The 22,148-nt window shown below is 65.2% G+C and carries 22 protein-coding genes and 2 pseudogenes; 11 read left to right on the top strand and 13 right to left on the bottom strand.

What is annotated here, in order from left to right:
- Positions 1-96: 96 nt before the first annotated feature.
- Positions 97-2,073: a DUF460 domain-containing protein gene (locus tag NATPE_RS00510; protein WP_006183206.1), complete on the top strand. Its 1,977-nt coding sequence runs from the start codon at positions 97-99 to the stop codon at positions 2,071-2,073.
- Between the two features lie 78 nt (positions 2,074-2,151).
- On the opposite strand, the gene NATPE_RS00505 is transcribed toward NATPE_RS00510, so the two are convergent.
- Positions 2,152-2,331: a DUF7470 family protein gene (locus NATPE_RS00505; protein WP_015298646.1), complete on the bottom strand. Its 180-nt coding sequence runs from the start codon at positions 2,329-2,331 to the stop codon at positions 2,152-2,154.
- A 135-nt stretch (positions 2,332-2,466) separates the two neighbouring features.
- On the opposite strand from NATPE_RS00505, the gene eif1A reads away from it, so the two are divergent.
- Both eif1A and NATPE_RS00495 read left to right on the top strand, forming a co-directional pair.
- Positions 2,467-2,757, top strand: coding sequence for a translation initiation factor eIF-1A (eif1A, locus tag NATPE_RS00500; protein WP_006183204.1), 291 nt, complete (start codon positions 2,467-2,469; stop codon positions 2,755-2,757).
- Positions 2,758-3,119: 362 nt separating this feature from the next.
- Positions 3,120-4,463: a S8 family peptidase gene (locus NATPE_RS00495; protein WP_006183203.1), complete on the top strand. Its 1,344-nt coding sequence runs from the start codon at positions 3,120-3,122 to the stop codon at positions 4,461-4,463.
- 188 nt (positions 4,464-4,651) lie between these two features.
- On the opposite strand, the gene NATPE_RS00490 is transcribed toward NATPE_RS00495, so the two are convergent.
- The 4 genes from NATPE_RS00490 to NATPE_RS00480 all read right to left on the bottom strand — a co-directional run bounded on the left by NATPE_RS00490 (position 4,652) and on the right by NATPE_RS00480 (position 7,610).
- A complete protein-coding gene (locus tag NATPE_RS00490) occupies positions 4,652-5,998 on the bottom strand; it encodes a hypothetical protein (protein ID WP_006183202.1) in 1,347 nt (448 codons plus the stop codon).
- Positions 5,999-6,131: 133 nt separating this feature from the next.
- On the bottom strand, positions 6,132-7,244 hold the full coding sequence (locus NATPE_RS00485; protein ID WP_049804964.1) for a pyridoxal-phosphate-dependent aminotransferase family protein: 1,113 nt from the start codon (positions 7,242-7,244) through the stop codon (positions 6,132-6,134).
- A 71-nt stretch (positions 7,245-7,315) separates the two neighbouring features.
- Positions 7,316-7,447: a plastocyanin/azurin family copper-binding protein gene (locus NATPE_RS22920; RefSeq protein WP_241432783.1), complete on the bottom strand. Its 132-nt coding sequence runs from the start codon at positions 7,445-7,447 to the stop codon at positions 7,316-7,318.
- The gene (locus NATPE_RS00480) at positions 7,416-7,610 is read right to left on the bottom strand and encodes a hypothetical protein (protein ID WP_006183200.1); all 195 of its coding nucleotides are present in this window, start codon (positions 7,608-7,610) and stop codon (positions 7,416-7,418) included. The genes NATPE_RS22920 and NATPE_RS00480 overlap by 32 nt, the downstream gene beginning before the upstream one ends.
- 285 nt (positions 7,611-7,895) lie before the next feature.
- Here NATPE_RS00480 and NATPE_RS22035 point away from each other — a divergent pair.
- Positions 7,896-8,042, top strand: a pseudogene (locus NATPE_RS22035) (IS5/IS1182 family transposase); the annotation flags it as partial.
- A 158-nt stretch (positions 8,043-8,200) separates the two neighbouring features.
- Positions 8,201-8,883 (top strand): annotated as a pseudogene (locus NATPE_RS00475) (IS5 family transposase); the annotation flags it as partial.
- A gap of 118 nt (positions 8,884-9,001) precedes the next feature.
- Here NATPE_RS00475 and NATPE_RS00470 read toward each other — a convergent pair.
- A complete protein-coding gene (locus NATPE_RS00470) occupies positions 9,002-9,469 on the bottom strand; it encodes a hypothetical protein (protein ID WP_015298644.1) in 468 nt (155 codons plus the stop codon).
- Positions 9,470-9,591: 122 nt separating this feature from the next.
- The gene (locus NATPE_RS00465; protein WP_006183197.1) at positions 9,592-10,824 is read right to left on the bottom strand and encodes an MFS transporter; all 1,233 of its coding nucleotides are present in this window, start codon (positions 10,822-10,824) and stop codon (positions 9,592-9,594) included.
- A 118-nt stretch (positions 10,825-10,942) separates the two neighbouring features.
- On the opposite strand from NATPE_RS00465, the gene NATPE_RS00460 reads away from it, so the two are divergent.
- On the top strand, positions 10,943-11,599 hold the full coding sequence (locus NATPE_RS00460; protein ID WP_015298643.1) for a DUF6517 family protein: 657 nt from the start codon (positions 10,943-10,945) through the stop codon (positions 11,597-11,599).
- Positions 11,600-11,631: 32 nt separating this feature from the next.
- Here NATPE_RS00460 and NATPE_RS00455 read toward each other — a convergent pair whose 3' ends face one another.
- Positions 11,632-11,970, bottom strand: coding sequence for a DsrE family protein (locus NATPE_RS00455; RefSeq protein ID WP_015298642.1), 339 nt, complete (start codon positions 11,968-11,970; stop codon positions 11,632-11,634).
- A 147-nt stretch (positions 11,971-12,117) separates the two neighbouring features.
- Between NATPE_RS00455 and NATPE_RS00450 the strand changes: the two genes are divergently transcribed.
- The 3 genes from NATPE_RS00450 (at position 12,118) to NATPE_RS00440 (ending at position 15,682) form a co-directional block, all read left to right on the top strand.
- Positions 12,118-13,497: an O-acetylhomoserine aminocarboxypropyltransferase/cysteine synthase family protein gene (locus NATPE_RS00450; protein WP_006183194.1), complete on the top strand. Its 1,380-nt coding sequence runs from the start codon at positions 12,118-12,120 to the stop codon at positions 13,495-13,497.
- Positions 13,494-14,753: a homoserine O-acetyltransferase MetX gene (metX, locus tag NATPE_RS00445; protein ID WP_006183193.1), complete on the top strand. Its 1,260-nt coding sequence runs from the start codon at positions 13,494-13,496 to the stop codon at positions 14,751-14,753. Before NATPE_RS00450 ends, metX begins: the two co-directional genes overlap by 4 nt.
- 137 nt (positions 14,754-14,890) lie before the next feature.
- A complete protein-coding gene (locus NATPE_RS00440) occupies positions 14,891-15,682 on the top strand; it encodes a hypothetical protein (RefSeq protein WP_006183192.1) in 792 nt (263 codons plus the stop codon).
- 120 nt (positions 15,683-15,802) lie between these two features.
- Here the strand turns inward: NATPE_RS00440 and NATPE_RS00435 are convergent, their stop codons facing one another.
- Together NATPE_RS00435 and NATPE_RS00430 are read right to left on the bottom strand one after the other, a co-directional pair.
- Positions 15,803-16,180: a hypothetical protein gene (locus NATPE_RS00435; protein ID WP_015298641.1), complete on the bottom strand. Its 378-nt coding sequence runs from the start codon at positions 16,178-16,180 to the stop codon at positions 15,803-15,805.
- A 166-nt stretch (positions 16,181-16,346) separates the two neighbouring features.
- Complete coding sequence (locus NATPE_RS00430; RefSeq protein WP_006183190.1) at positions 16,347-17,039, bottom strand: HAD family hydrolase; 693 nt, start codon at positions 17,037-17,039, stop codon at positions 16,347-16,349.
- Positions 17,040-17,465: 426 nt separating this feature from the next.
- Between NATPE_RS00430 and NATPE_RS00425 the strand changes: the two genes are divergently transcribed.
- Positions 17,466-18,923, top strand: coding sequence for a PAS domain S-box protein (locus NATPE_RS00425; protein ID WP_006183189.1), 1,458 nt, complete (start codon positions 17,466-17,468; stop codon positions 18,921-18,923).
- Between the two features lie 9 nt (positions 18,924-18,932).
- On the opposite strand, the gene NATPE_RS00420 is transcribed toward NATPE_RS00425, so the two are convergent.
- On the bottom strand, positions 18,933-19,388 hold the full coding sequence (locus NATPE_RS00420) for a universal stress protein (RefSeq protein WP_006183188.1): 456 nt from the start codon (positions 19,386-19,388) through the stop codon (positions 18,933-18,935).
- A gap of 231 nt (positions 19,389-19,619) precedes the next feature.
- On the opposite strand from NATPE_RS00420, the gene serA reads away from it, so the two are divergent.
- A complete protein-coding gene (serA, locus tag NATPE_RS00415; protein ID WP_006183187.1) occupies positions 19,620-21,206 on the top strand; it encodes a phosphoglycerate dehydrogenase in 1,587 nt (528 codons plus the stop codon).
- Positions 21,207-21,269: 63 nt separating this feature from the next.
- Here the strand turns inward: serA and NATPE_RS00410 are convergent, their stop codons facing one another.
- Positions 21,270-21,710, bottom strand: a complete 441-nt coding sequence (locus NATPE_RS00410; protein ID WP_006183186.1) for a PIN domain-containing protein — start codon at positions 21,708-21,710, stop codon at positions 21,270-21,272.
- Positions 21,707-22,003 carry an AbrB/MazE/SpoVT family DNA-binding domain-containing protein gene (locus NATPE_RS00405; RefSeq protein ID WP_015298640.1) on the bottom strand — a complete coding sequence of 99 codons (297 nt, stop codon included), beginning with the start codon at positions 22,001-22,003 and terminating at the stop codon, positions 21,707-21,709. The genes NATPE_RS00410 and NATPE_RS00405 overlap by 4 nt, the downstream gene beginning before the upstream one ends.
- Positions 22,004-22,148: the final 145 nt, after the last annotated feature.

Here is a 22,148-nt window from a genome sequence, read left to right as displayed (position 1 = left end):
ACCGGTCGAGTGTGTGCCACGCTCGATGCCGGCCCGCAGTCGAAGCAGGTGCGGTCCCGCGCCGGATTTATAGCCGCCTCGTCCCTACGACCCCCTGTGAGTACCCGAACGAGTGCGCTCGATGCAGTCGTCTTCGGTGTCGACATCCAGAGCGGTGACGTACGCGGCGACGCGCCATCGTACGCACTGGCCGTCTACGACGGCGACGGCGTCACACGTGACGTCGTCACCCACCGGAAACTCCGGCGACTGATCGACGACGAGGAGCCGGCGATCGTCGCGACCGACAACATGTACGAGCTGGCCGCCGACAAGGACCAGCTCATCCACTTCCTGGGATCGCTGCCCGCCGACACCATGCTCGTTCAGGTGACGGGTGCCGAGCAACCCGAACCCCTCTCGCGGGTCGCGAAACGCCACGGCGTCCCCTACGGGAAAGACCCCATGCAGGAGGCCGAGGCCGCGGCCCGACTGGCCGCCCACAACGTCGGCCACGAGGTATCGGCATTTACCGACACGACCGAAGTCAAGGTCGCCCGCGGCCGCTCGACCGGCAGCGGCGGCTGGAGCGAGGACCGCTACACCCGCCGCATCCACGGCTCCGTCAAGAAACGGGCCCGCGAGGTCGAGTCCGAACTCGAGGACGCGAACCTCGCCTACGAGCGCGAGGTCCGGGAGGCCTACGGCGGCTTCGCAAACGCCGTCTTCACCGTCGAAGCGCGCCCACAGGACATCCCCGTCTCGCGAAACCGCTCTGGCGACGTCCGCGTCGAGATCGAACGAGAACGGCGGGACGGCATCGAGTTCCGCCCGCTCGCAAAACGGCGCGATCACGTCGTCGTCGGTATCGACCCCGGGACGACGACCGCCGTCGCCATCGTCTCCCTCGAGGGCGAGGTGTTAGACGTCTGGAGTTCACGGACCAGCGACACCGCCGACGTGATCGAGTGGATCGTCGAGCGCGGTCGGCCGGTCATCGTCGCCGCGGACGTGACGCCGATGCCCGAAACCGTCGAGAAGTTCCGGCGGAGCTTCGACGCCGCCGGCTGGACGCCCGACAGCGACCTCCCGGTCGACGAGAAGCAACACCGCACTCGCGAACAGCCCTACGACAACGACCACCAACGCGACGCGATGGCCGCCGCCCTCTACGCGATCGACGCCCACGCGGATCAGTTCGAGCGGATCGCCGACAAGCTGCCGCCGGGGATCGACCGCGGAAAGGTCACCGCCCGCGTCGTCGCCGGCGAGGAGAGCGTCGAGGCCGTCCTGACGGACCTTCGCGACGACGACGGCAGCGAGAACGACGAGACCACCGAACACGAGCCCCGTGAACTCACCGAAGAGGAGCAGCGGATCAAGGACTTGGAGCGACAGGTCGAACGGCTGCAATCACACGTCGAAACCCTCGAGGGCCGCCTCGAGGACCGGGACGACCGCATCGACGAACTCGAGTCCGAACTCTCGCTGGCCCGGCGCGAGGAACGCACGCAGGTCCGCAAGGACCGCGAGGTGAACCGCCTCGAGCGAAAGGCGACCCGTCTGGAACGCGAGCGCGACGAGGCCCGGGAGACGGTCGAGACGCTCGAGAAGAAAGTCGAGCGAATGAAGGCGCTCTGGAAGCTCGATCACTCGAACTTCAGCGACGTCTCGGCGAAGAAGGAGGGGCTGGTTCCGGTCAAGGTCGTCGAGAAGTTCACCAAGGGTGCGATCCGCGAGGCCGACGAGCAATACGGGATCGCCGGCGGCGACGTAGTCTACATCCGGGATGCCAGCGGCGCGGGTCGCTCGACGGCCCAGCTCATGGCGGAGTTCGACCCCCGTGTGATCCTCAAAGAGGGCGGCCTCTCGGAGATCGCCGACGAGATCCTCTTCGAGGCCGAGGTTCCGGTCGGCCCCGCCGACGACGTGGCGATGCAGGAAGTCGACGAACTCGCCGTCGCCCGCGAGGACGACGTCGAAGCCGTCATCGACGACTGGCACGACCGGGCCCGCGAACGACGGAAACAGCGCAAGGCCTCGATGGTCGACCAGGTGATCAGCGAACACCGGGCCGGCGACAACGAAGTGTGAGGCGGTTTGCTGTCCCGGTGTACCGGTGAGACCACAGGACGGTCGCGGTCCCACCGAAATAACCGATCGGAGACCGTATCAGAACATACCGAAGTTCTGGAGCATGCCGGAGATCAGGGACTTGACGACCAGCCCCAGCCCCGCGACGACGAGGGCCATGCCGGTCGCGATCAGCGGACTCACGTAGGCGATAAGACCGATTCCGGCGAGGACGATCACGAGACCAGCGATCCCCAACGCACCGAGATTCTTTAGCATACGGATGACTGCCGATCCGAGCGAGATAAACGGCGTGGTTTCGTGGATCGGGCGGTCGACCGCAACCGCGACGGCTAGCGATTCCGTCCACGCAATCAGTAAAGGGTTAAACCCCTCGACCGCCAATCTGGGGCCATGAGCGACGACGGCGAGGGCGGTCGGAAGAACCTCCGGATGCCCGAGGACGACGAGGTCTTCGCGACCGTCACGAACATGCTCGGGGCGAATCGAGTCAAGGTACGCTGTGCCGACGGCACCGAACGCACCGCGCGGATTCCCGGGAAGATGCAAAAACGCATCTGGATCCGTGAGGACGACGTCGTCCTCGTCGAACCCTGGGACTGGCAGGACGAGAAAGCCGACATCACCTGGCGCTACGAGAAAAGCGAAGCCGATCAGTTGCGCGACGAAGGCCATATCCAGTAGACCGAACTTTTCCTCTGCGGGTGCGCCGAAGGCGCACCCTCGGGAAAACTTCGATGAAAAGCGCTCCTCCTTCCCCTTCATTCACTGCGTTCATTACGGGTCAGTCGTCGGCCCGCGAGCGCCTTTGGCGCTCGCGGTGAACGGCTTCGCTCGGGTTTTCCAAACCACTCGCTCGCCGAGAATTCGGGTAGATAGTTTCACGGCCCGACGAAGCCCGTTCCCCATTTTCAGTGGTAGCGTTCTGAAATCACCCAGTCGAAACATCGCTGGCGCCGTACTGCTCAGGAACGCGCGATCGGTCGCGTCGACTGACTGTCGCCCGACACAGAAGACTTATTCAGTCGTTGTGCATCGACCCGCGCATGAAATACAGCCGGCGGCGAGTACTCGGCGGTATCGGGGCCGGCGCTGTGGCCGGGCTGGTCGGCACGCCCGCGTCGGCCGCGGAGTTCGAACCCGACACCGAGCGGGTGTTCGTCCACCCCGAAACGGGGCTGCTCGACGGCCTCGGCGATCTCTTTGGGCTCATCGAGGCCGTCGGCGGAACCACGCTCCTCGAGTTCGACAACTTCGAGTTCGTGGTCGCGGAGGTCCCGTCGGCCGGACTAGAGGAGTTGCGTCGCGACGACCGCGTAGCGTTCATCGAAGACGACGACGAGACCGGAATCCCCGGGAACTGGTCGCCGTCCCTGCCGGACCTCCTGAATCCCCCTGACGGCTCCGACTGTGCCACCCATCCCGACCAGCGACCGTCGTGGGGGGTAGAACGCATCGGTGCCGACGGCGTCGACCCGAACGGAGCGGGCGTCGACGTGGGGATCCTCGACACGGGGATCCAGTCGGGACACTGCAGTCTGTCGGTCGCCGGCGGGCGGAACTTCACCGGCGACGGGCCGCCCGGGGACTACGAGGATCGCCACGGCCACGGGACACACGTCGCCGGGATCGTCGGCGCGCTGGACAACGACCGCGGCGTCGTCGGCGTCGCCCCCGACGTGAACCTGCACGCGGTGAAGGTCCTCAACGACGACGGTGCCGGCCGCTACAGCCAACTGGTCGCCGGGATCGACTGGTGTCTGTCCAACGACGTCGAGCTGATCTCGATGAGTCTCGGCGGCAAGGCCGAAAACACCTCGCTGGCCCGGGCGATCGACGAAGCACACTCGGCGGGACACCTCCTGCTCTGTGCGGCCGGCAACGAGGGCAACGACGGACCCGACTCCTGTGGCGCGGAGACGATGACCTTCCCGGCGACCCACGAGAACGTCATCGCGGTTACCGCGATGGACGAGGACGACCGGCTGGCATCCTACAGTAGCGTCGGGTCGGCCGTCGACCTGCTGGCACCGGGAACGAACGTCAACTCGACGACCGTCGACAACCGGTACGCGCAGGCAAGCGGGACGAGCATGGCCTGTCCGTTCGTCACCGGCGTCGCGGCGCTCGTCTGGGAAACCCGCGAGGAGGACGGCCCGGGACCGAACGAGCCAGTTCGGAAGATCCTCGGCGAGACGGCCGAGACGGTACTCGGAACCTGCGCGGAAGGCGACGGGCTCGTGAACGCCCGGGCGGCACTCGGTGACGAGCGTGCGACCGAGGGATCGGACTGGAGCAACGGCCCCATCGGCGGCCTCCGTTCGCTACTCGAGCGACTCGTGGATCTGATCGCGGGCTTTTTCGAGTGGCTCCTCGGGCTGTTCGAGTGATCCGCGGTAGCGACCGCTCGAGCGGACTCGTCACGCGTCACTCGGTCGCTCAACGTCCGCTCGGCGGTCTCGAAGGCAACGAGAACCGGCTCGATCGTTCGGAGCCGCGGGAATCATAGCGTACGGCGGGACGTTCGTGGCGGCCGTCACCTACTGCGCCCGGTTGCTCGCCACGAGTAGGGGTCTATTTATTCGTTCGAGCGCCCGCCGGTCGCGTCCTCGTCGTCGAACACGCGCTCGGACAGGCTTTCGACGTTTTGGTCGATGATCCGGGTCGCGATCGCGTCTCGCCCTTCGGTCAGCCGGACGAGACCGCGGACCATCTCCGTTCGCGTCTCGAGGGGAACCTCGTTCAGCAGCCGCTCGGCGACCAGCATCACACCGTCGCCACGCTCCCCCGCGAGGACGGACACCATCAGGTCGGCGGCTCGCGCTCGTACGATCGGATGCTCGTCGGACAGCGCGGCGACGTACGCGTCGTAGAACGCCTCGATCGCGGGCACCAGCGCCTCGAGGGAGTCGGGACTGTCGTCGGCGTTCTCGGCGGTGACGATGAGGTCGCCGAGGAGGCGGCTGGCGCCGTGGAGTGCCCCCACCCGTATCTCCGGCAACTCGGCGTCGAGGAGGTCCGCCAGCGTACTCACGTGGTCCGGCTTCGGGGGTGTGTCGGCGCTCAGTAGCCACGGTTCCCAGAGCGTCCGCGCGACCAGCCGCTGTGTCGCCGCATCGACCGCCGGAAGCGTGCGGACGAACCGTTCGAACGTATCGTCCCCGTCGATCGAGGGGACGGCATCCGGTGTGTGGCTCGACTGTTCTTTCCCCGCGGGTACCGTTCCCCACGAGCGATCGGTCGGACGGGCCGCGACGGCACCGATCCACCGAACGGCCCGCCCGTTTCGATCCGGATCGTCGCTTTCCAGCCAGTCGGCGATCCGTCGATCGATCTCCGTGTCCTCGACCGCATCGGGAAGCTTCGTCGCGAGCAGGTGGTAGTACTCGTCGCAGTCCAGCAGCGTCGTCGCCGCTTCGAACGAGAGGTCGTCGCGTTGGTCCCGGAGGACGGCCGACGGAGCCACCTGTCGCTCCGACTCGGACTCGTCCAGTGGAAGTCCGCGACGGCCTGGAAGCCGTCGCTCCTCCGAAAACAGCCGGTACCAGCCGTCGTTGAGAGCCGGGACGAGACCGTAGTTAGCCGCCGAGTAGTCCGCGATCGCCCAAAAGCTGTGTGAGAGGGATCGAAAGACGTCAACGGCCACGTACTCGCCGTCGAACTGACGGTACAGTCGTACCTGTCCGCTGTAACTGTGGTCCTCTATCGAGGTCTTCGCCACCAGTGGTGCCTCGATTTCCGCCGGTGGAGCCTTGTCGTTCCACGCCCCGTCGTAGGTACTTCCGCTGGGACTCCAGTAGACGTTGTCCAGACAGTCGTCGACGTAGCCGTTTCCGTCGAGTTGGTCGATGACGGCCTCGATCTCGCTTGCGATGTCGTCGGTCGGTCTGGTACCCGTCTCGAACGTGTACTTGGATCCTCTCATTGCTTCTGCCCCACCGACAGTACCCATCGAAAACAAATCACCATTGATACGGTATCGACGTGAGCGACCGATCACAGCCTCGCATCCGTACTCGCGATCCTCATACCGAGACGCGGTGTGGGACGTCCGGGACCTACAGCCCGGCGACGTCCTCGATCGCGTCGGTCAGCTCTTTGATCGACTCGAGGTCGTGTTCGCCCATGTGGCCGATGCGGAAGGTCTGCTCGCCGAGTTGCGAGCCGTAGCCGTTCGAGAAGACGAAGTCGTACTCCTCGGAGACGGCTTCGATCGTCGCGGCGACGTCGATGTCCTGCGTGTTCTCGATGCAACTCACGGTCTGGGACTCGTACCCCTCTTCCGGGAACATGTCGAAGTGGTCACGCGCCCACTCGCGGGTGTACTCGGCCATCTCACGGTGGCGCTCGTCCCGGGCGTCGTGGCCCTCCTCGAGCATGTGTTTCATCTGCTTGCGGTACGCGAGCATGATCGGGATCGCCGGCGTCGAGTGGGTCTGGCCCTTCCGCTCGTAGTAGTCGATCGTCCGCTGGAAGCCGCCGTACCACGAGGCGGAGTCCTTCTCGAGTTCGCGCTCGTAGGCCTCGTCACTGACGACACAGACCGCCAGCCCTGGCGGCATCGCGAACGCCTTCTGGGTCGACGCGAAGATGACGTCGATGTTGTGTTCGTCGATGTCGACGTAGTCCCCGCCCAGCGAGGAGACGGCGTCGACGACGAAGTAGGTGTCCGGATACTCGGCGACGACGTCGCCGATCTCCTCGATGGGATTGCGCACGCCCGTCGAGGACTCGTTCATGACGGTCGCGACGACGTCGTAGTCGGTGTCGCTTGCCTCGAGTTCCTCGCGGATGTCCTCGGGTTTGATCGCCTGGCCCCAGTCGTACTCGAGGCGGTCGACGTCTTTGCCCAGTCGCTCGGCCACGTTGGCGTGGCGCTCGCTGAAGCTACCACAGGTCGGGACGAGGATGTTCTCGTCGACGAGGTTGAGCGTCGAAGACTCCCAGAACTCCGTGCCCGACCCGGTCAGGATAACGACCTCGTTGTCGGTGCCGAGGAACTCCTTGGTGTCCTCGACGATGGTCGTATAGAGATCGGTCATCCGGTCCATGCGATGGCCGAACATCGGCTCGCACATCGCCTCGATGACGTCCTCGCGCACCTCGGTCGGGCCCGGAATATACAGCGTCTTGTCGGGGTAGTCGCCCATGTATTCGCGTTTTTCGGTCACGGATATCACCTGATACGGGCTACTGCGGAACGAGGCAGTATGGTACTTTTGATGATCGGTCGACACCGGTGTCACTCGCCGCTTCGGACCTCGATAGTGCCCCGCATTCCGATGTAGTAGTGGGGCTCACAGACGAACTCGACGGTATTACTCGAGGCTTCGAATCGAGGCTTAGGCCGGGTCGTTCGCGCTGGACACCTCAGTCGGTCCCACGCCGGCCGACTCGCCGTCGCCGTAGACCGCGAGGTTGTGGGCGCCCTGCTCGTCCTCTGTCCACGTTATCGTGTAGTTCTCGCCCTTTCGGAGAGTGAGGGTGGGGTTCTCCACGCCTTCGATCTGAGACGGCGCGACACTCTCCCAGGACATAGCCAGCGATCGGAGTTCGACGGTCGTCTCGAATTCGATCAGCTCGAACGTCTCGTCCAGACAACCCGCGAGAAGACCGGTCGCAGCTGTCGGTCAGTTTCACCCCATATATCCGCATAGTGAGAGGTCCTCAGTCAGCGTGTGAGTCCGCGGCGAGAGCAATATCCGGATTATCGCCGTTCCAAAAGGGTTCTCGCGCCGATCAAAGGGCTGCGTTGAATCACTAGACGGCGTCAGGAAAGGTCAGTAAATCGAAGGAGTTGAAGCGGGAAAATTTGGTTGTCCATGACGCAAACCTCCCGCTTCACCGAGCGTTGCGTCTCGATTGCACAAAGAGTTACGGGTGAACGAGGCGAATCCGCCACCCCGACCGGTGGCGGCGGATTCGCCGACTATGCCCTCATTTCGCTGCATTGTCGCCGGATTTACCTTGATACGTAGCGTGTCATAGAATACGTCTCATACCCTCAACTTGGCGATTATACAGCTTCCAATTCGCGTGTAATCCTATGAATTTCGTCAGTCATGGGTTTTGCTCAAGGGCGAAACCGTGAACAACGCCTCCTGAGAACTATTCTATGACACGCTCTGATACGTCCTATCGGATGGCGATCGATCTCTTGAAGGAAATGCCGCAAATAGCAGGGGAGATCGGCCTTGACGTGGCCGATTTCCCCGCTCCATCTACGCTATGTAAGGCGTTTGACCGGATCGAGATGTGTGTCTGTCGAGTGCTGCTGCGCCAGTCGGGCAGTTGCACAACTCTTCTGAACACGCCGCTGTCGACACGACATTCTACGAACGTGATCGTGCGAGCCGCCACTGCTGCCACCGAACAAATTACCGCGTTCAAACGATCAAAGTCACAAAACTCGTCGATACAGCAACGCAAGCCGTTCTCGATCTTCACTGCTCGACGACGTTAGAAGGAAGTGACGCAGACCTTTGTGAGCAGATCGCCCGCCGGAACGCGGGCGATCTGCAGTCACTTGCCGCTGACAAGGGCTACGATAAGCAAGCGCTCCGCGAACAGCTCCGTGAACTCGACATTCGTCCGCTGATCAAACACCGGATCTTCGCTCCTTACGATCACGCACACAACGCACGTATTGACGAAGACCGGTACGCTCAGCGGTCAATGACTGAAACCGTGAACTCCGCAATCAAGCGCTCGCTCGGCTACACCGTGCAAGCGCGTACCTGGTATCGAGAGTTCCGTGAAATCGCCTTGATGTGTGTTGTCTATAACATCAAGCGGGCCGTCAAACAGTGAAATCCAACGCCGTATGGTGATTCAACACAGCCGATCAAAGCGATCGCCGTGGCGGGTTCGCTGAGGTACCTTACCGTCACCGTTGTAGTACGGTTACACCCACTGCACCCGCAACGGACTATTTGACCTGGATATCGGCGACCATCGTCGTCGTATGGACCTCGCAGATGTACGTGACCATTTCGCTGCTGGCCTCGAACTCCAGCCACTGATCGTCGCCGGGTTCGGTGACCTGGTCGGTCACGAGGTCGTCGACGACCTCGTCGTTCTCGTCGTAGATCGCGATGTTGTGTTCGGCGCCGTCGCCGGTTGTCCAGCCAATCTCGTAGGTTTCCCCCTCCTGGAGGATGAGCGTCGGGTTCTCCTCGTCGGCGATCGAGTCAGGCGCGATGCCGACCCAGCCGGACGTCTGTCCGTCGAACTCGATCTGCGTGTCGGGATCGATCTCGATACCATCACCGTCACCGTTGCCGTTGCCGTTGCCGTTGCCGTTGCCACCGCTACAACCGGCGAGGAGCGCGGTCGTCGCCGCCGCGCCCGTCACCTTCAGCGCTGTCCGCCGTGAAACCGGATTATCTCGTGCCATCACCGGGAATAGGGATTGAGAGCATAAAAGTTGATACCTTCTCCCACTACAATGATGTGAATATACATACCACAATATTTGTACGATCAAGACGGGGTGGCCTGTCGGACGCACGGCCACTCTCAGGCATCGCCCCGGTCACCGGATCGGAACCGCTCGGTCGGCTCGAGCGAGAGCCGGAGAAACGCCGGGATCGTGACGACGGCGATCGCGATCTCGAAGCCGCCGACGACGAGGAAGGCCAGGTCGTAGCCGTGGTTGCTGGCGACGGTGCCGCCGACGAGGAAGCCACCGAGGAAGCCGAGGCTTCCGGCGAGGTTGAACCCGGCCATGGCGACGCCGCGTTCGCTCTCGTCGGCGAGGTCGGTAACCAGCGCCATCGTCGCGGGGGAGACGAGCGCACCGAGGATCCCGACGCCGATCATCGCGATGGCGGCGGTAGCGACCGACGGGGACGCCCCGACGAGGAGGATCCCGCCACCGTAGCAGGCCGAGCCGACGACGATGGGGACGGTTCGTCCGATCCGGTCCGAGAGCGCGCCCATGGGGTACTGCAACAGGGCGAACGGACCGAAGAAACACGCCAGCATGAGACCGGTCGCCCCGGCGTCGAGTCCGAACGTCTCCTGGAAGTACAGCGTGCCGACGAGCGCGAAAAACCCCGCGGTGAGCCGGTCGACGAAGCCGAAGGCGTACGGGATCGACAGGACCGGTTGCCGTCGGAGACCGTCGACGAGGGCGCGAGCGCTCCGCCCACGGTCGGGCGTTCGGTCCTCGACGCGGGTCACGAGCGCCCCGACGCAGACGAGGAGCCCGGCGGCGACCAGCAGCGGCGCGAGCGGATCGACCTCGGTCAACTGGCCGCCGATCGGCGCACCCAGGGCCGCGCCGGTGCCGATGGCGATCCCCGCCGCGCCCATGTTCCGGCCGTGGCCCCCCTCGAGGTCCATCAGCATGGTCATCGTCAGCGAGAACGCGCCGATGGTCATCGCGCCCTGGAGGACCCGGAGGGCGAGGATGCCTTCGAAGGGAATCGAACCGACCGCCGGCACCGCGGCGAGGGACGCGTAGCCGACCGCGCCGGCGAACGAGCCCGCGACGATGAACGGGACCCGTCGCCCGGTCGCGTCGCTCGCGACCCCCCAGACGCCGACGAAGCCGACGTAGGCGGCGAACTCGGCCACGAGGAACCACATGCTCGCGTCGAGTGGCGTCGCCGCGAACGCCGACGTCGCCGCGTCGGCCCCCAGCGCCTCGACGAGCGTCGCGACGCCCGGATAGAGCAGCAGCTGGGAGAACATCACTGCGAAGACGAGGGCTGCCAGCACGACCCGATCACGGTCACTCGAGTGCACGGGCGGCCCTTTGTACTACGGGGGTATCAAGTCGTCCGTCTCCGACGACGCCTTCGGCCGCGTCCCCCGTGTAGCCGAAACCGACGCGCTTTCGTCGGCGAACGACCTGCATCGATCGATGGCACTCACGCGTCGCCGACTGCTCGCCACGGGTATGACCGCCGGGACCGCGACCGTCGCCGGCTGTGCCGGAGTCCTCGAGGACGAACTGGCCTCGGAGGCGGCGACCGTCGCCCCGGCCGCGCTCGAGGAGACCGGGTACGAGGAACGCACCGCCGAGGAAGTGCCCGTCGAACGGACCGTGAGCCGGTTCGGGATCGAACGGACGATCGAGGCCCGGAACTGGTACGCCGAGTACGACCGCTCGATTTCGCTCGCTGCCGTCGGACTGACGCGCGTCCAGGCGGCGGTCGTCGCCGTCCTCTCGACGCCGCAGGTGTCGGTCCTCGGGAAGACGTTCAATCCCGTCGGCGACTACTCGACGGACGACCTCGTCGCGCTGATCCAGAACCGATACGACCGACTCGAGAACGTCGAGCGCGTCGGGTCGGAGTCGGTGTCGGTCCTAGGAACCGAGACGACGCTCGCACGGTACGAGGCGCGCGCACGACTCGTCAGCGCCGGCGCGTCGCTCGAGGTCTTCCTGCTGGTCGGCGAACCGGTGACCCACGGCGACGATTTCGTGATTCCCGTCGCGGTCTTCCCGCAGGTTCACGGATTCGAGACCGAGTCCGGGGCTGTTCGGACGATGCTCGAGTCGCTCGAACACGCGTAGCGACGCCCGAGCCGAGGCCGTACGGAGGCGGGCTACGGACGAATATACGCGTAGCCTTCGTTCTGTAGTCGCGTGAGTTCGCCGCCGCCCGAGGGGACGGTCTCGACGCCCTCGACGAGGTCCGATTCCGCGAGGTCTTTCAGGTCGAGCGTGTTCCCGCAGGCCTTGACCGCGACACCCGTCTCGAGCAGCGATTCGACCATCCCGCTGTCGTCGCCGCCGGCCGTCAGCGGCTCGATGCCGTCGGCCTGTGCGACGATAGCGATGTCATCCACATCGACGGAGTCGTCCTCGGTGAGGTTCTGCGCGATCGTGAGTGCGGTCGCTCGCTGTGCCGGCTCGTCGGCGATGAGATGAAACACTGTCTGCACGGCTCGAGGGTAGCGGCCCCCGCGGATAGCGGTTGAGCCTGCAGGTGACGTGGAGTCGTCGACGGAGTCCGTGCATGTGAATGTCTAGGCTGCTATTTTTGCCGTTACTGCGGTGCATATGAATGTGGAGAAGTATGCATATGAAACATGAGCGACGACGCCAGCGACGGGTACGACGCCGACGGTGAGACACCGGAGGTGTCCCGGGATGGAGGCGGTGACACCGCCGGTAGCGAGGAGCGCGGGCTCGGCACCCGCAGCGTCCACGCCGGCCAGTCTCCCGATCCGGAAACCGGTGCGATGGCACCGCCGATCTATCAGACGACCTCCTACGTCTTCGAGGACGCCGACACCGCCGCCGACCGATACGCCCTCGAGGACGACGGCTACATCTACTCGCGGATGGCCAACCCGACGGTCACCACGCTCGAGGACCGCCTCGCCGACCTCGAGGGGGGTGCGGGCGCGGTCGCGACCGGCAGCGGCATGGCCGCGCTCGACGCCGCCGTCCTGATCCTCGCCGAGGCGGGCGACAACGTGGTCTGTTCGACCGATACCTACGGCGGGACGACGGCCTACTTCTCGAAAACCGCAACTCGGCGGGACATCGAACCGACGTTCGTCCCTACGCTCGAGTACGACGCCTACGCCGAGGCCATCGACGAGGACACCGCGTTCGTCCACGTCGAGACGATCGGCAACCCCTCGCTGGTGACGCCGGATTTCGAGCGGGTCGCCGAGATCGCCCACGACAACGGCGTCCCCCTCGTCGTCGACAACACGTTCGCGACGCCGGCGCTGTGTCGACCGCTGGAACACGGGGCCGACGTCGTCTGGGAGTCGACGACCAAGTGGCTCCACGGCTCGGGGACGACCGTCGGCGGGGTACTCGTCGACGGCGGCTCGTTCCCCTGGGGCGACCACGGCTACGACGAGATCGCGGGCCAGAACCACGCCTATCACGACGTCGACTTCTCGCGGGACTTCCCCGAGGCCCCCTTCGCCGCGACCGCACGCTACCGCTCGCTGCGCAGTCTCGGTAACCAGCAGTCGCCGTTCGACGCCTGGCAGACCCTGCAAGGGCTGGAGTCGATGCCCCTGCGCGTCGACAAACACTGCGAGAACGCCCGGATCGTCGCCGACTACCTCGACGATCACGAGGACGTCGCCTGGGTCACCCATCCCGGCCTCGCGGACCACCCGACCCACGACAACGCCAAGCGATATCTCGAGGACTACGGCGGGATGGTCGCGTTCGGCCTCGAGAAGGGGTACGAGGCGGGCAAGGCCTTCTGCGAGAACGTCGAGTTGGCCTCGTTCCTCGCGAACATCGGCGACGCGAAGACGCTGGTGATCCACCCAGCCAGCACCACCCACGGCCAACTCACGCCCGAAGAGCGCAAGGAGGCCGGCGTCACCGACGATCTGGTCCGGATGTCGGTGGGTATCGAGGACCCCGAAGACATCCTCGCGGACCTCGAGAGTGCGATCGCGGCCGCGACGCAAGCGGCGGGTGAGACGGCGTGACGACGAAAGAGACGGCCGACCTCGGGGAGTTCCAGTTCCTCTCGGGGGAGTCGATCCCGACCCTCGAGGTGGCCTACGAGACCTACGGCGAGTTTACCGGCGATAACGCGGTGCTGATCTGTCACGCGCTGACCGGTAGCGCCCACGTCGCCCGCCGGCCGGACGCGGGCGACGAGACCGCAGGACAGGCTCGAGCCTGGTGGGGCGACGTGGTCGGCCCCGGGAAGGCCATCGACACGACGGAGTACTACGTCGTCTGTGCGAACGTGCCGGGATCGTGCTACGGGACGACCGGCCCAGCCAGCGAGAACCCCGAGACCGGCAAACCCTACGGCACCGACTTCCCGCCGGTCACGGTCGGCGACTGGACCCGCGCCCAGCGGAAACTGCTCGACGAACTCGGCGTCGGCCGGCTCCACGCGGTCGTCGGCGGCAGTGTCGGCGGGATGAACGTCCTGGACTGGCTCCGTCGCTATCCGGACGACGTCGAACGCGCCGGTGCGGTCGCAACCGCCGCCCGCCTCGATCCGCAGTGTCTCGCGCTCGATACCGTTGCCCGCCGGGCCATCACGAGCGACCCGAACTGGAACGGCGGCCACTACTACGGCGCCGCCGAGAGCGACGCGAACGGAGGGTCGTCGGACTCGTCCGACGGGAGGGCCGAACCCGAGGAGGGGCTGGCTCGAGCCCGCCAGATCGGCCACATCATGTACCTCTCGAAGGCCTCGATGGGCCGGAAGTTCGGCCGGCGGTCGGCGGGCCGGGAGACGGTCCGCGAGGAACAGCCAGACCCCGCGGCCGCCTTCTTCCCGTATCGGGAGGTCGAGTCCTATCTGGACTATCAGGCCGACAAGTTCGTCGACCGGTTCGACGCCAACAGCTACCTCTACATGACCCGCGCGATGGACGACTTCGATCTGTCGGCGGGCTACGAGGGAGACGCCGATGCGCTGGCGGCCTTCGAGGGCGAACTCCTCTTGCTCTCCTTTACCGGCGACTGGCACTTCACCACCGAACAGGCCGAAGCGCTGGCCGAGGCCGCCCGCGCGGCCGATGTCGACGTCGCTCATCACGTCGTCGAGTCCGATCACGGCCACGACGCCTTCCTCGTCGAACCCGAGAAGGTCGGCCCGCCGCTGTCGGACCTGCTCGCAAGCGGGCTCGAGGGACGGGCGATCACCGACACCGAACCGGAATCCGAGTCCGACAACTCCGGTGAGTTCGCGCCGGTCCATACGAGTCTGTTTTCCGAGTGAGATCGTGGCAGCCACGATACCAGACGGAAATTCGACAGGTAGTTGGGCCGATTCACACGGTGTTTCGCCAGCCAATATCGGTGTCAGCGGGGAACAGTGCCGTAAATTATAATACCTGTCTGTCTGATGTATTGGTGATGTCAGACGGGAAGCAACTCGATTACGAGGATGAATCGGACGTACAACGGCAGGTCCCGCAGGGCAGCGGGAACGAACTGCCGGTCAAAGAGGGGGCGGTGTTCGGGGCCATCGCCGTCGTCGCGACGTATCTCACGCACCTGCTCCTGACGATGATCGCGACGGCACAGTCATCGCCGATCGCCGAGGCGGTCGGAACGGGTGAGGACTCGTTGATCATCACGGAGATGGTTCCTTCCTGGAAGGCCGCCGGGTGGAGTTACCTCAGCGTGTTCGGGACGGGATTCGAAGTCGACGGCGAAGCCGCGGCGCTCGGCGGTGCCCCGAATCACGCTGCCGCGTTCGGCAGCGGCCCGGGTAGCCCATTTTTCCTGTCGGCGCTGTTTCTCTTCCTCGTGACGGTCGGGGGGATCGTCGCTGCCGGGTACGCGGTCGCCAAGTACACCGACGCCGACGATACCGTCGACGCCGCGAAGGCGGGTGTCACCGTCGCGCTCCCCTACGTCGCGTTCGCCGCCATCGCGGCGTTCCTGATGAGCCACAGCTACTCCGAAGTGCCCACCGTCGCGAGCCTCATCGGTCCCGAGAGCAGCGGTGTACTGGGCCTCGAGGCCAGCGAGTACCTCAACGACGCGGGCGATTCGGTTACCACCAACGCCGAGTTCGGTCCGTCGACCACCGACGCGCTCCTCTTTGCCGGGATCATCGTGCCGGCGATCCTCGGAGCCGTCGGCGGCCTGCTCACGCAGCCCCGCGACGCCCTCGAGACGGTGATGGCGAAGGTCCAGTAACGCTCGAGTCGCTTATCGACGCGCGGAGCCGAATCGAACGACGGATCGAACCTATCGATTTCTCACACGGACCGAAACGAACGCACACCGACAGTCACGGCCGTGGTGTGGTCGAAAGAATCAGGACTGGTGTTCGTGACCCTGCTCGAGCGCGACGTACTGCTCTGCGTACGATCGGTTCGACCGCCGGCGCGCGAGCCAGTACTGGAGATCGGAGACGAACAGCGCGAGGTTCTCCCGGGCGAGCAGCTTCATCGAGATGCCCTGAGGCGATCGGAACAGCGCAATCAGCGACCACATCGTCCCGGCGGCGAACGCGCCCATCGCCGAAAAAGTCATCCCAAGCGTGAAGAACGTCGTCGCGTAGACGAAGCCGATCCCCATCGACGGGAGACTCGTGCCTAACGGAACCCGTGCGCTCGAGTCGCGAAGGGTGGGCGCGAGGAAGACGATCGAGAGGCCGCTGCCGAGCATGAATACGAGGTCTTGCCACATCATCAGCAGTACTTACTCGGTCACGAGTTAATAACTTGTTCGGTGCCGAAATCAGCAGTTAGTCCTGAGAGTCACGCCGAGCCGGGTAACGAGACGAAACGGCGAGTAGAGACGGTAGGAACGGAGAACCGGATATCGACGAGTGATACAACCGGCGGTTACGGGTCGCTCACTCGTCGTCGAGGACGCCGTCCGCGACGAGCGTCTCGCGGGCCTCGGCCATCGTCGAGACGACGGTATCACAGTGGGGTTCGACCGCCGGTTTGGGTTCGAACCCGATCGCCAGCCCCGCGACCTCGAGCATCGGCAGGTCGTTGGCCCCGTCGCCGACCGCGACGGTGTCGGCGAGGTCGACGCCGACCTCGTCGGCGAGGTCCGCGAGGGCGTCGTCCTTGGTGCCCTCGATCAGCGGCCCCTCGACCGCGCCGGTGAGTACTCGCGGCTGATCGCCGCTCGTACTGTCCGAGGCTGTCGCCTCGCTCTCGCCCCCGGTCATCGGCAGCCGGTTCGAGACGATGTGATCGACGGAGACGCCCTCGCGCTCCAACGCGGCCGCGACCCCGCGCTCGAACCCGCCCGTGAGGATGGCGGTCGTGACGCCGGCGTCGTTCAACTCGGCGATGAGATCGGCCGCGCCCTCCCGGAGGACGACCTCGTCGAAGGCGGCCTCGGCCTCCGCTTCCGGCAGCCCCTCGAGCAGGGCCGCGCGCTTGCGCAGGCTCTCGGCGTACTCGATCTCGTCGTTCATCGCGCGCTCGGTGATCTCGTCCATGTCCGTGGCGACGCCGCGGCGATCGCCCAGCAGGACCGTCATCTCGGAATCGGAAAGCGTCCCGTCGAAGTCGAAAGCGACGACTGTCATCGCTCGCCGGTTGACGGTCCCGGGATAAACCAGTTCAGGTTTCCCATCGCGAGAGTTGCCGTTCTTTCAGCTAGAGCCGAACCGAAACGTAGTATCGAGCCGCCCACAGTAGCGCGTATGTGTCGGATATTCTATGTTCCGAGTACGAGAAGGGGCCGAGTCTCGAGGAAGGGGACCGGTCGGACGGTGACGCGGACGCCAACGAGAGCGACGCCGAACCAGCGGAGAGCGGTCGACCGACGGGAATCGCCGTCGCGCCTTGGAAAGGGACTCGCCGCCGGCGTGAGCGCGTTCGCGGTCGGGGTCGGGGCCGCCGTCGCCGCCGTTTCGCGACTGGCCGGACCGGCTCGGTAACCGACGACGATCGGCTCACGCTTCCGCCCGGTGGCCGATGTTTATATAGGTTCAGCGTACTGTTTCCCTGGCGTGACCGACGGCGACCGGGCGTGTGAGCGGTCGAGTTCGACCGACGGCCTCGAGTCGCCGCTGTTTCCCTTCGAGGAGGGCGAGTTCTTCCGGCAGTTGGTCGCCAACACTTCCGAGGGGTTGCTGACCATCGACGAGGAGAGTACCATCGTCTTCGCCAATCCAGCGATCGAGTCGATCCTCGGCTACAGCCCCGCGGAACTCATCGGCTCCTCGAAGATGACGTTGATCCCCGAACGGCTGCAGGACGCCCACGCCGCCGGGTTGGAGAAGTATCTCCGAACCGGCGAGAAACACATCGACTGGGACGGGATCGAACTCCCCGCGTTACACAAGGACGGCCACGAAGTCCCCGTGCTGGTAAGCCTCCGGGAACACACCCACGAGGGCCAGCGGCTGTTCACCGGCCTCTTTCGTGATCTCTCCGGCCGGAAGGCCCGCCAGCGCCGCTTCGAGGCCGTCTTCAACAACACCTACCAGTTCACCGGTCTCCTCGAGCCCGACGGGACCGTCCTCGAAGTCAACCGGACGGCGCTTTCCTTCGCCGGGGTCGAACGAACCGACGTCGTCGGGAAACCGGTCTGGGACACCTACTGGTTCCAGCTGGACGACGAGGCGCGCGAGACTGCCCTCGAGGCCGTCGAACGCGCCGGCGACGGAGAGCTGTTCCGGGACGAACTCCGGATCCGAGGTGCCGACCGAACCGCGATCATCGACTTTTCGATCCGGCCGATCACCGACGAACGGGGCGAGATTCAGCTGCTCGTCACCGAGGGACGGGACATCACGCCGCTGAAACTCCGGGAACAGCACCTACGAGTCATCCACCGACTGCTCCGGCACAACCTCCGCAACGAACTCAACGTCATCAGCGGGTTCGCGGAGACACTGCTGGCGGAACTCGAGGACGAGACCCACCGCGAGTACGCGGCCGAAATCGCGGCGACGGCCGCGTCGTTGATCGATCTCAACGAGTCGGCGAAGGAACTCGCCGACGTGACCCTCGAGGACGGCCGCCCGCGGACGCCAGTGGCCGTCGGTGACGTCCTCGAGACGGTCGTCGACGACCTCCGTGACCGACATCCCACGAGTATGATCACGATCACCGGGGCGACGGCCGCCGTCGTCGCCGGCGACGATCGGCTCGCGACCGTTCTCGAGGAACTCGTCCACAACGCGATCGTCCACGCCGACGCGGCCGAGCCGGCCGTCGAAATCGGCGTCGACGAAAGCGACGAAACGGTCGCCGTTCGGATCGCCGACACCGGGCCCGGCATCCCCGCATCCGAGCGGGCCGGCATCTTCAACGACGAACCGATCACGCAGGTCAGACACGGCAACGGGCTGGGGCTGTGGCTCGCCAGCCTCATCGTCGACGACTACGGGGGCTATCTCGACTACACGTCCCGCGACGGCGCGGGGAGTTGCGTCGTCGTCCGCCTCCCGCGAGCGAAATAACGGCCGGTCCTACTCGCCGTCCTCGACCGGGGTCTTGACGATCGTCACCGGACGGGAGGCCAATCGCGCGACGCGATCGGTGACGCTCCCGAGCAGCTGGCGGTAGTCGCCGGACCGTTCCTTCGACCCCATTACGAGCATGTCGACGTCGGCCTCGTCGGCGTACTCGAGGATCTGTTCGTGGGGGCGGCCGTGTCTGACGACCGTCGTCGGCTCGAGACCCGCGTCTCGGGCCGCCTCGGCGGCCGACTCGAGGGCCTCCTCGCCGACGTGTTCCAGCGCGGCCTCGAGGCTCTCGAACTCGTGGACGTACTCGTCCCCGCTGTAGGAGTTATAGACGTCGCTGTCGACGACATACAGCAGGTGGAGGTCCGCACCGGTGTCCTCGGCGACGGCGACGGCGTGTTCGATCGCGAGTTCCGTTCCCTCCGCGGCGTCGGTCGGCAGCAGGATTTTGTCGTACATACTCGACGATACAGTCCGTCGCTTGATAACTCCACGCCGTAATTCTCGGACACTGGGAGGTCGGGGCGGAACCGATCGCCGACTGCCGTCGAGAAACGACGGTATCGACGACGCGGGGGACGGGGTCGGCGTCCACACCGCCGCCGAGACACGGACCGGGAGACAGCGGTATTTTTTGCCGGCCCCGACCACAACGGAAGGGTTTACGTGTTCCGCCCGGTTGTCTCGCGCATGAAGGTTCTCGTCACGGATCCGATCGCGGACGCGGGTCTGGACGTACTCAGAGACGCCGGCCACGAGGTCGAAACGGGCTACGAACTCGAGGGCGAGGCACTCCTCGAGGCGGTTTCGGACGCCAACGGCATGATCGTTCGCTCCGGGACCGAGGTCACCGAGGAGGTCCTCGAGGCCGCCGAAGAGCTGGCCATCGTCGGCCGGGCCGGCATCGGCGTCGACAACATCGACATCGACGCCGCAACGGACAACGGCGTCATCGTCGCCAACGCCCCCGAGGGCAACGTTCGGGCGGCCGCGGAACACACCGTCGCGATGACGTTCGCGATCGCGCGCTCGATCCCCCAGGCCCACATCCGCCTGAAAAACGGCGAGTGGGCCAAAAGCGACTATCTCGGAGCCGAACTCGACGGCAAGACCTTAGGCGTCGTCGGCCTCGGCCGCGTCGGCCAGGAGGTCGCCAAGAAACTCGACTCGCTGGGCATGGACATCGTCGCCTACGACCCCTACATCAGCGAGGAGCGCGCCGACCGCATCGGTGCCGAACTCGTCGAGTTCGAGGACTGTCTCGAGGCCGCCGACTTCGTAACCGTCCACACGCCGCTGACCCCCGAGACGGAGGGGCTGATCGGCGAGGACGAACTCGATCTGCTGGGCGACGGCTACCTCGTCAACTGCGCCCGCGGAGGCGTCGTCGACGAGGATGCACTGGCCGCCAAGGTCGAGGACGGCACGCTGGCCGGCGCGGCGATCGACGTCTTCGCCGAGGAGCCCCTGCCCGCCGACTCGCCGCTGCTGGAACACGACGAGATCATCGTCACGCCCCACCTGGGTGCCTCGACGGAGGCCGCTCAGGAGAACGTCGCCACCTCGACCGCCAGTCAGGTCAACGCTGCACTGGCCGAGGAGCCCGTCGCGAACGCGCTGAACGCCCCCTCGATCGACGAGAGCGCGTTCCCCCGCGTCGAGCCCTACATCGAGATCGCCGAGACCGCGGGCAAGGTCGCCGCGCAACTGCTCGAGGGCCGCATCGAGGACGTCGAGGTCGTCTACGAGGGCGAGATCGCCGACGAGGACATCGAGTTCGTCACCGCGAGCGCGCTCAAGGGCGTCTTCCAGCCCCTCGAGTGGCAGGTCAACGCGGTCAACGCACCACAGATCGCCGAGGATCGGGGCGTCGATGTGACGGAATCGAAAACACGACAGGCCGAGGACTTCCAGAGCCTGATCTCCGTGACTGTCAGCAACGACGACGACGAGGTCTCCGTCGACGGGACCCTCTTCGCCGGCAACGATCCCCGGATCGTCCGCGTGGACGGCTACCGCGTCGACGCCATCCCCCACGGCCGGATGGTCATCGCCCGCAACACCGACGAACCCGGCGTCATCGGCCAGATCGGCTCCGTGATGGGCGAGTACGACGTCAACATCGCCGGCATGTTCAACGCCCGCGAGACCATCGGCGGCGAGGCACTGACCGTCTACAACGTCGACAGCGAGGTTCCCACGGAAGCGAAGGAGGAACTCGAGTCCGACGAGCGGATCATCGGGATCAACGACATCACGCTGAACGGTCAGAACTGATCGGACAAAGCGTAGAACCGATTCTGACCGGCGGAGCGTTCCTCCCGATCCGATCTAGTAGGGCTATACGCCGTGGTCACGAAACCGTTCGCACGACACTTCGAGTGGGAGATCGTCGAAATCGTCGTCTCCACCGACGACGAGTGTCGCATCCCGTTCGTACGCGAGTGCAACGGCAGCCGCGTCGGCTAGTGAGATGTGTCCGTCGGATTTTACCTTCCCGACGAGTCGCCAGTCAGGAGCTGTGACAGTCACTCCCCGTCGCTCGAGGGCACGGAGATCGCGGTCGGCGACACGAAACGAATCAGCGGTCGGCGTTCCGTCGTCTGTACCCTCGAACCGAGCGACGAGATAGAACACTTCGCTGGCGTTCGCTTCTGTGAGAAGGCCGTCCACGTCACCGGCGAAGACAGCAGAAAGTAGGTCTGCGATTGCTTCGTGACCGGATTCGCCGTAGAAATACGCGATGATCGCTTCCGTGTCGAAAACGTAGCGATCGCTCATTCGTCGCTCTCCGGCCGGAGTCGTTCGAACTGCTCTTCCTCACGGCGATGGTCGGCGTCTCTGAGTTTGCGCATCCGTTCGGTAATCGATCCGGACTCGCGCGCGTCGGCGTGGATTCCGTGGAGTTCGTCCGGTGACGGAACCGGTTCGATGACGATTCGATCACTCTCCTCGTAGACGAACACCTCGCCAGGCGTCTCGATACCGAATTTCTCACGTAACGCCTTCGGGATGGTCGCCTGCCCCTTCTGCGAAACGCGTACTACCTCTGGGCTAGGTGTATTACTACTCATTCTTGGTTGTACTCTTAGTACCGTATCTTACTAAAAGCACCGTAGCAGCAGTACCGTCCGTTACTAGAGGCCGGACACTCACGCTCGAGTGAGCCTGACCGCCACCGTGTGGACAGTCCGTCCGTTCGTGAACGTACTTTATGCC

The organism is Natrinema pellirubrum DSM 15624 (assembly GCF_000230735.2).
GTDB lineage: Archaea > Halobacteriota > Halobacteria > Halobacteriales > Natrialbaceae > Natrinema > Natrinema pellirubrum.
This window is presented reverse-complemented; position numbering and strand designations above follow the sequence as displayed.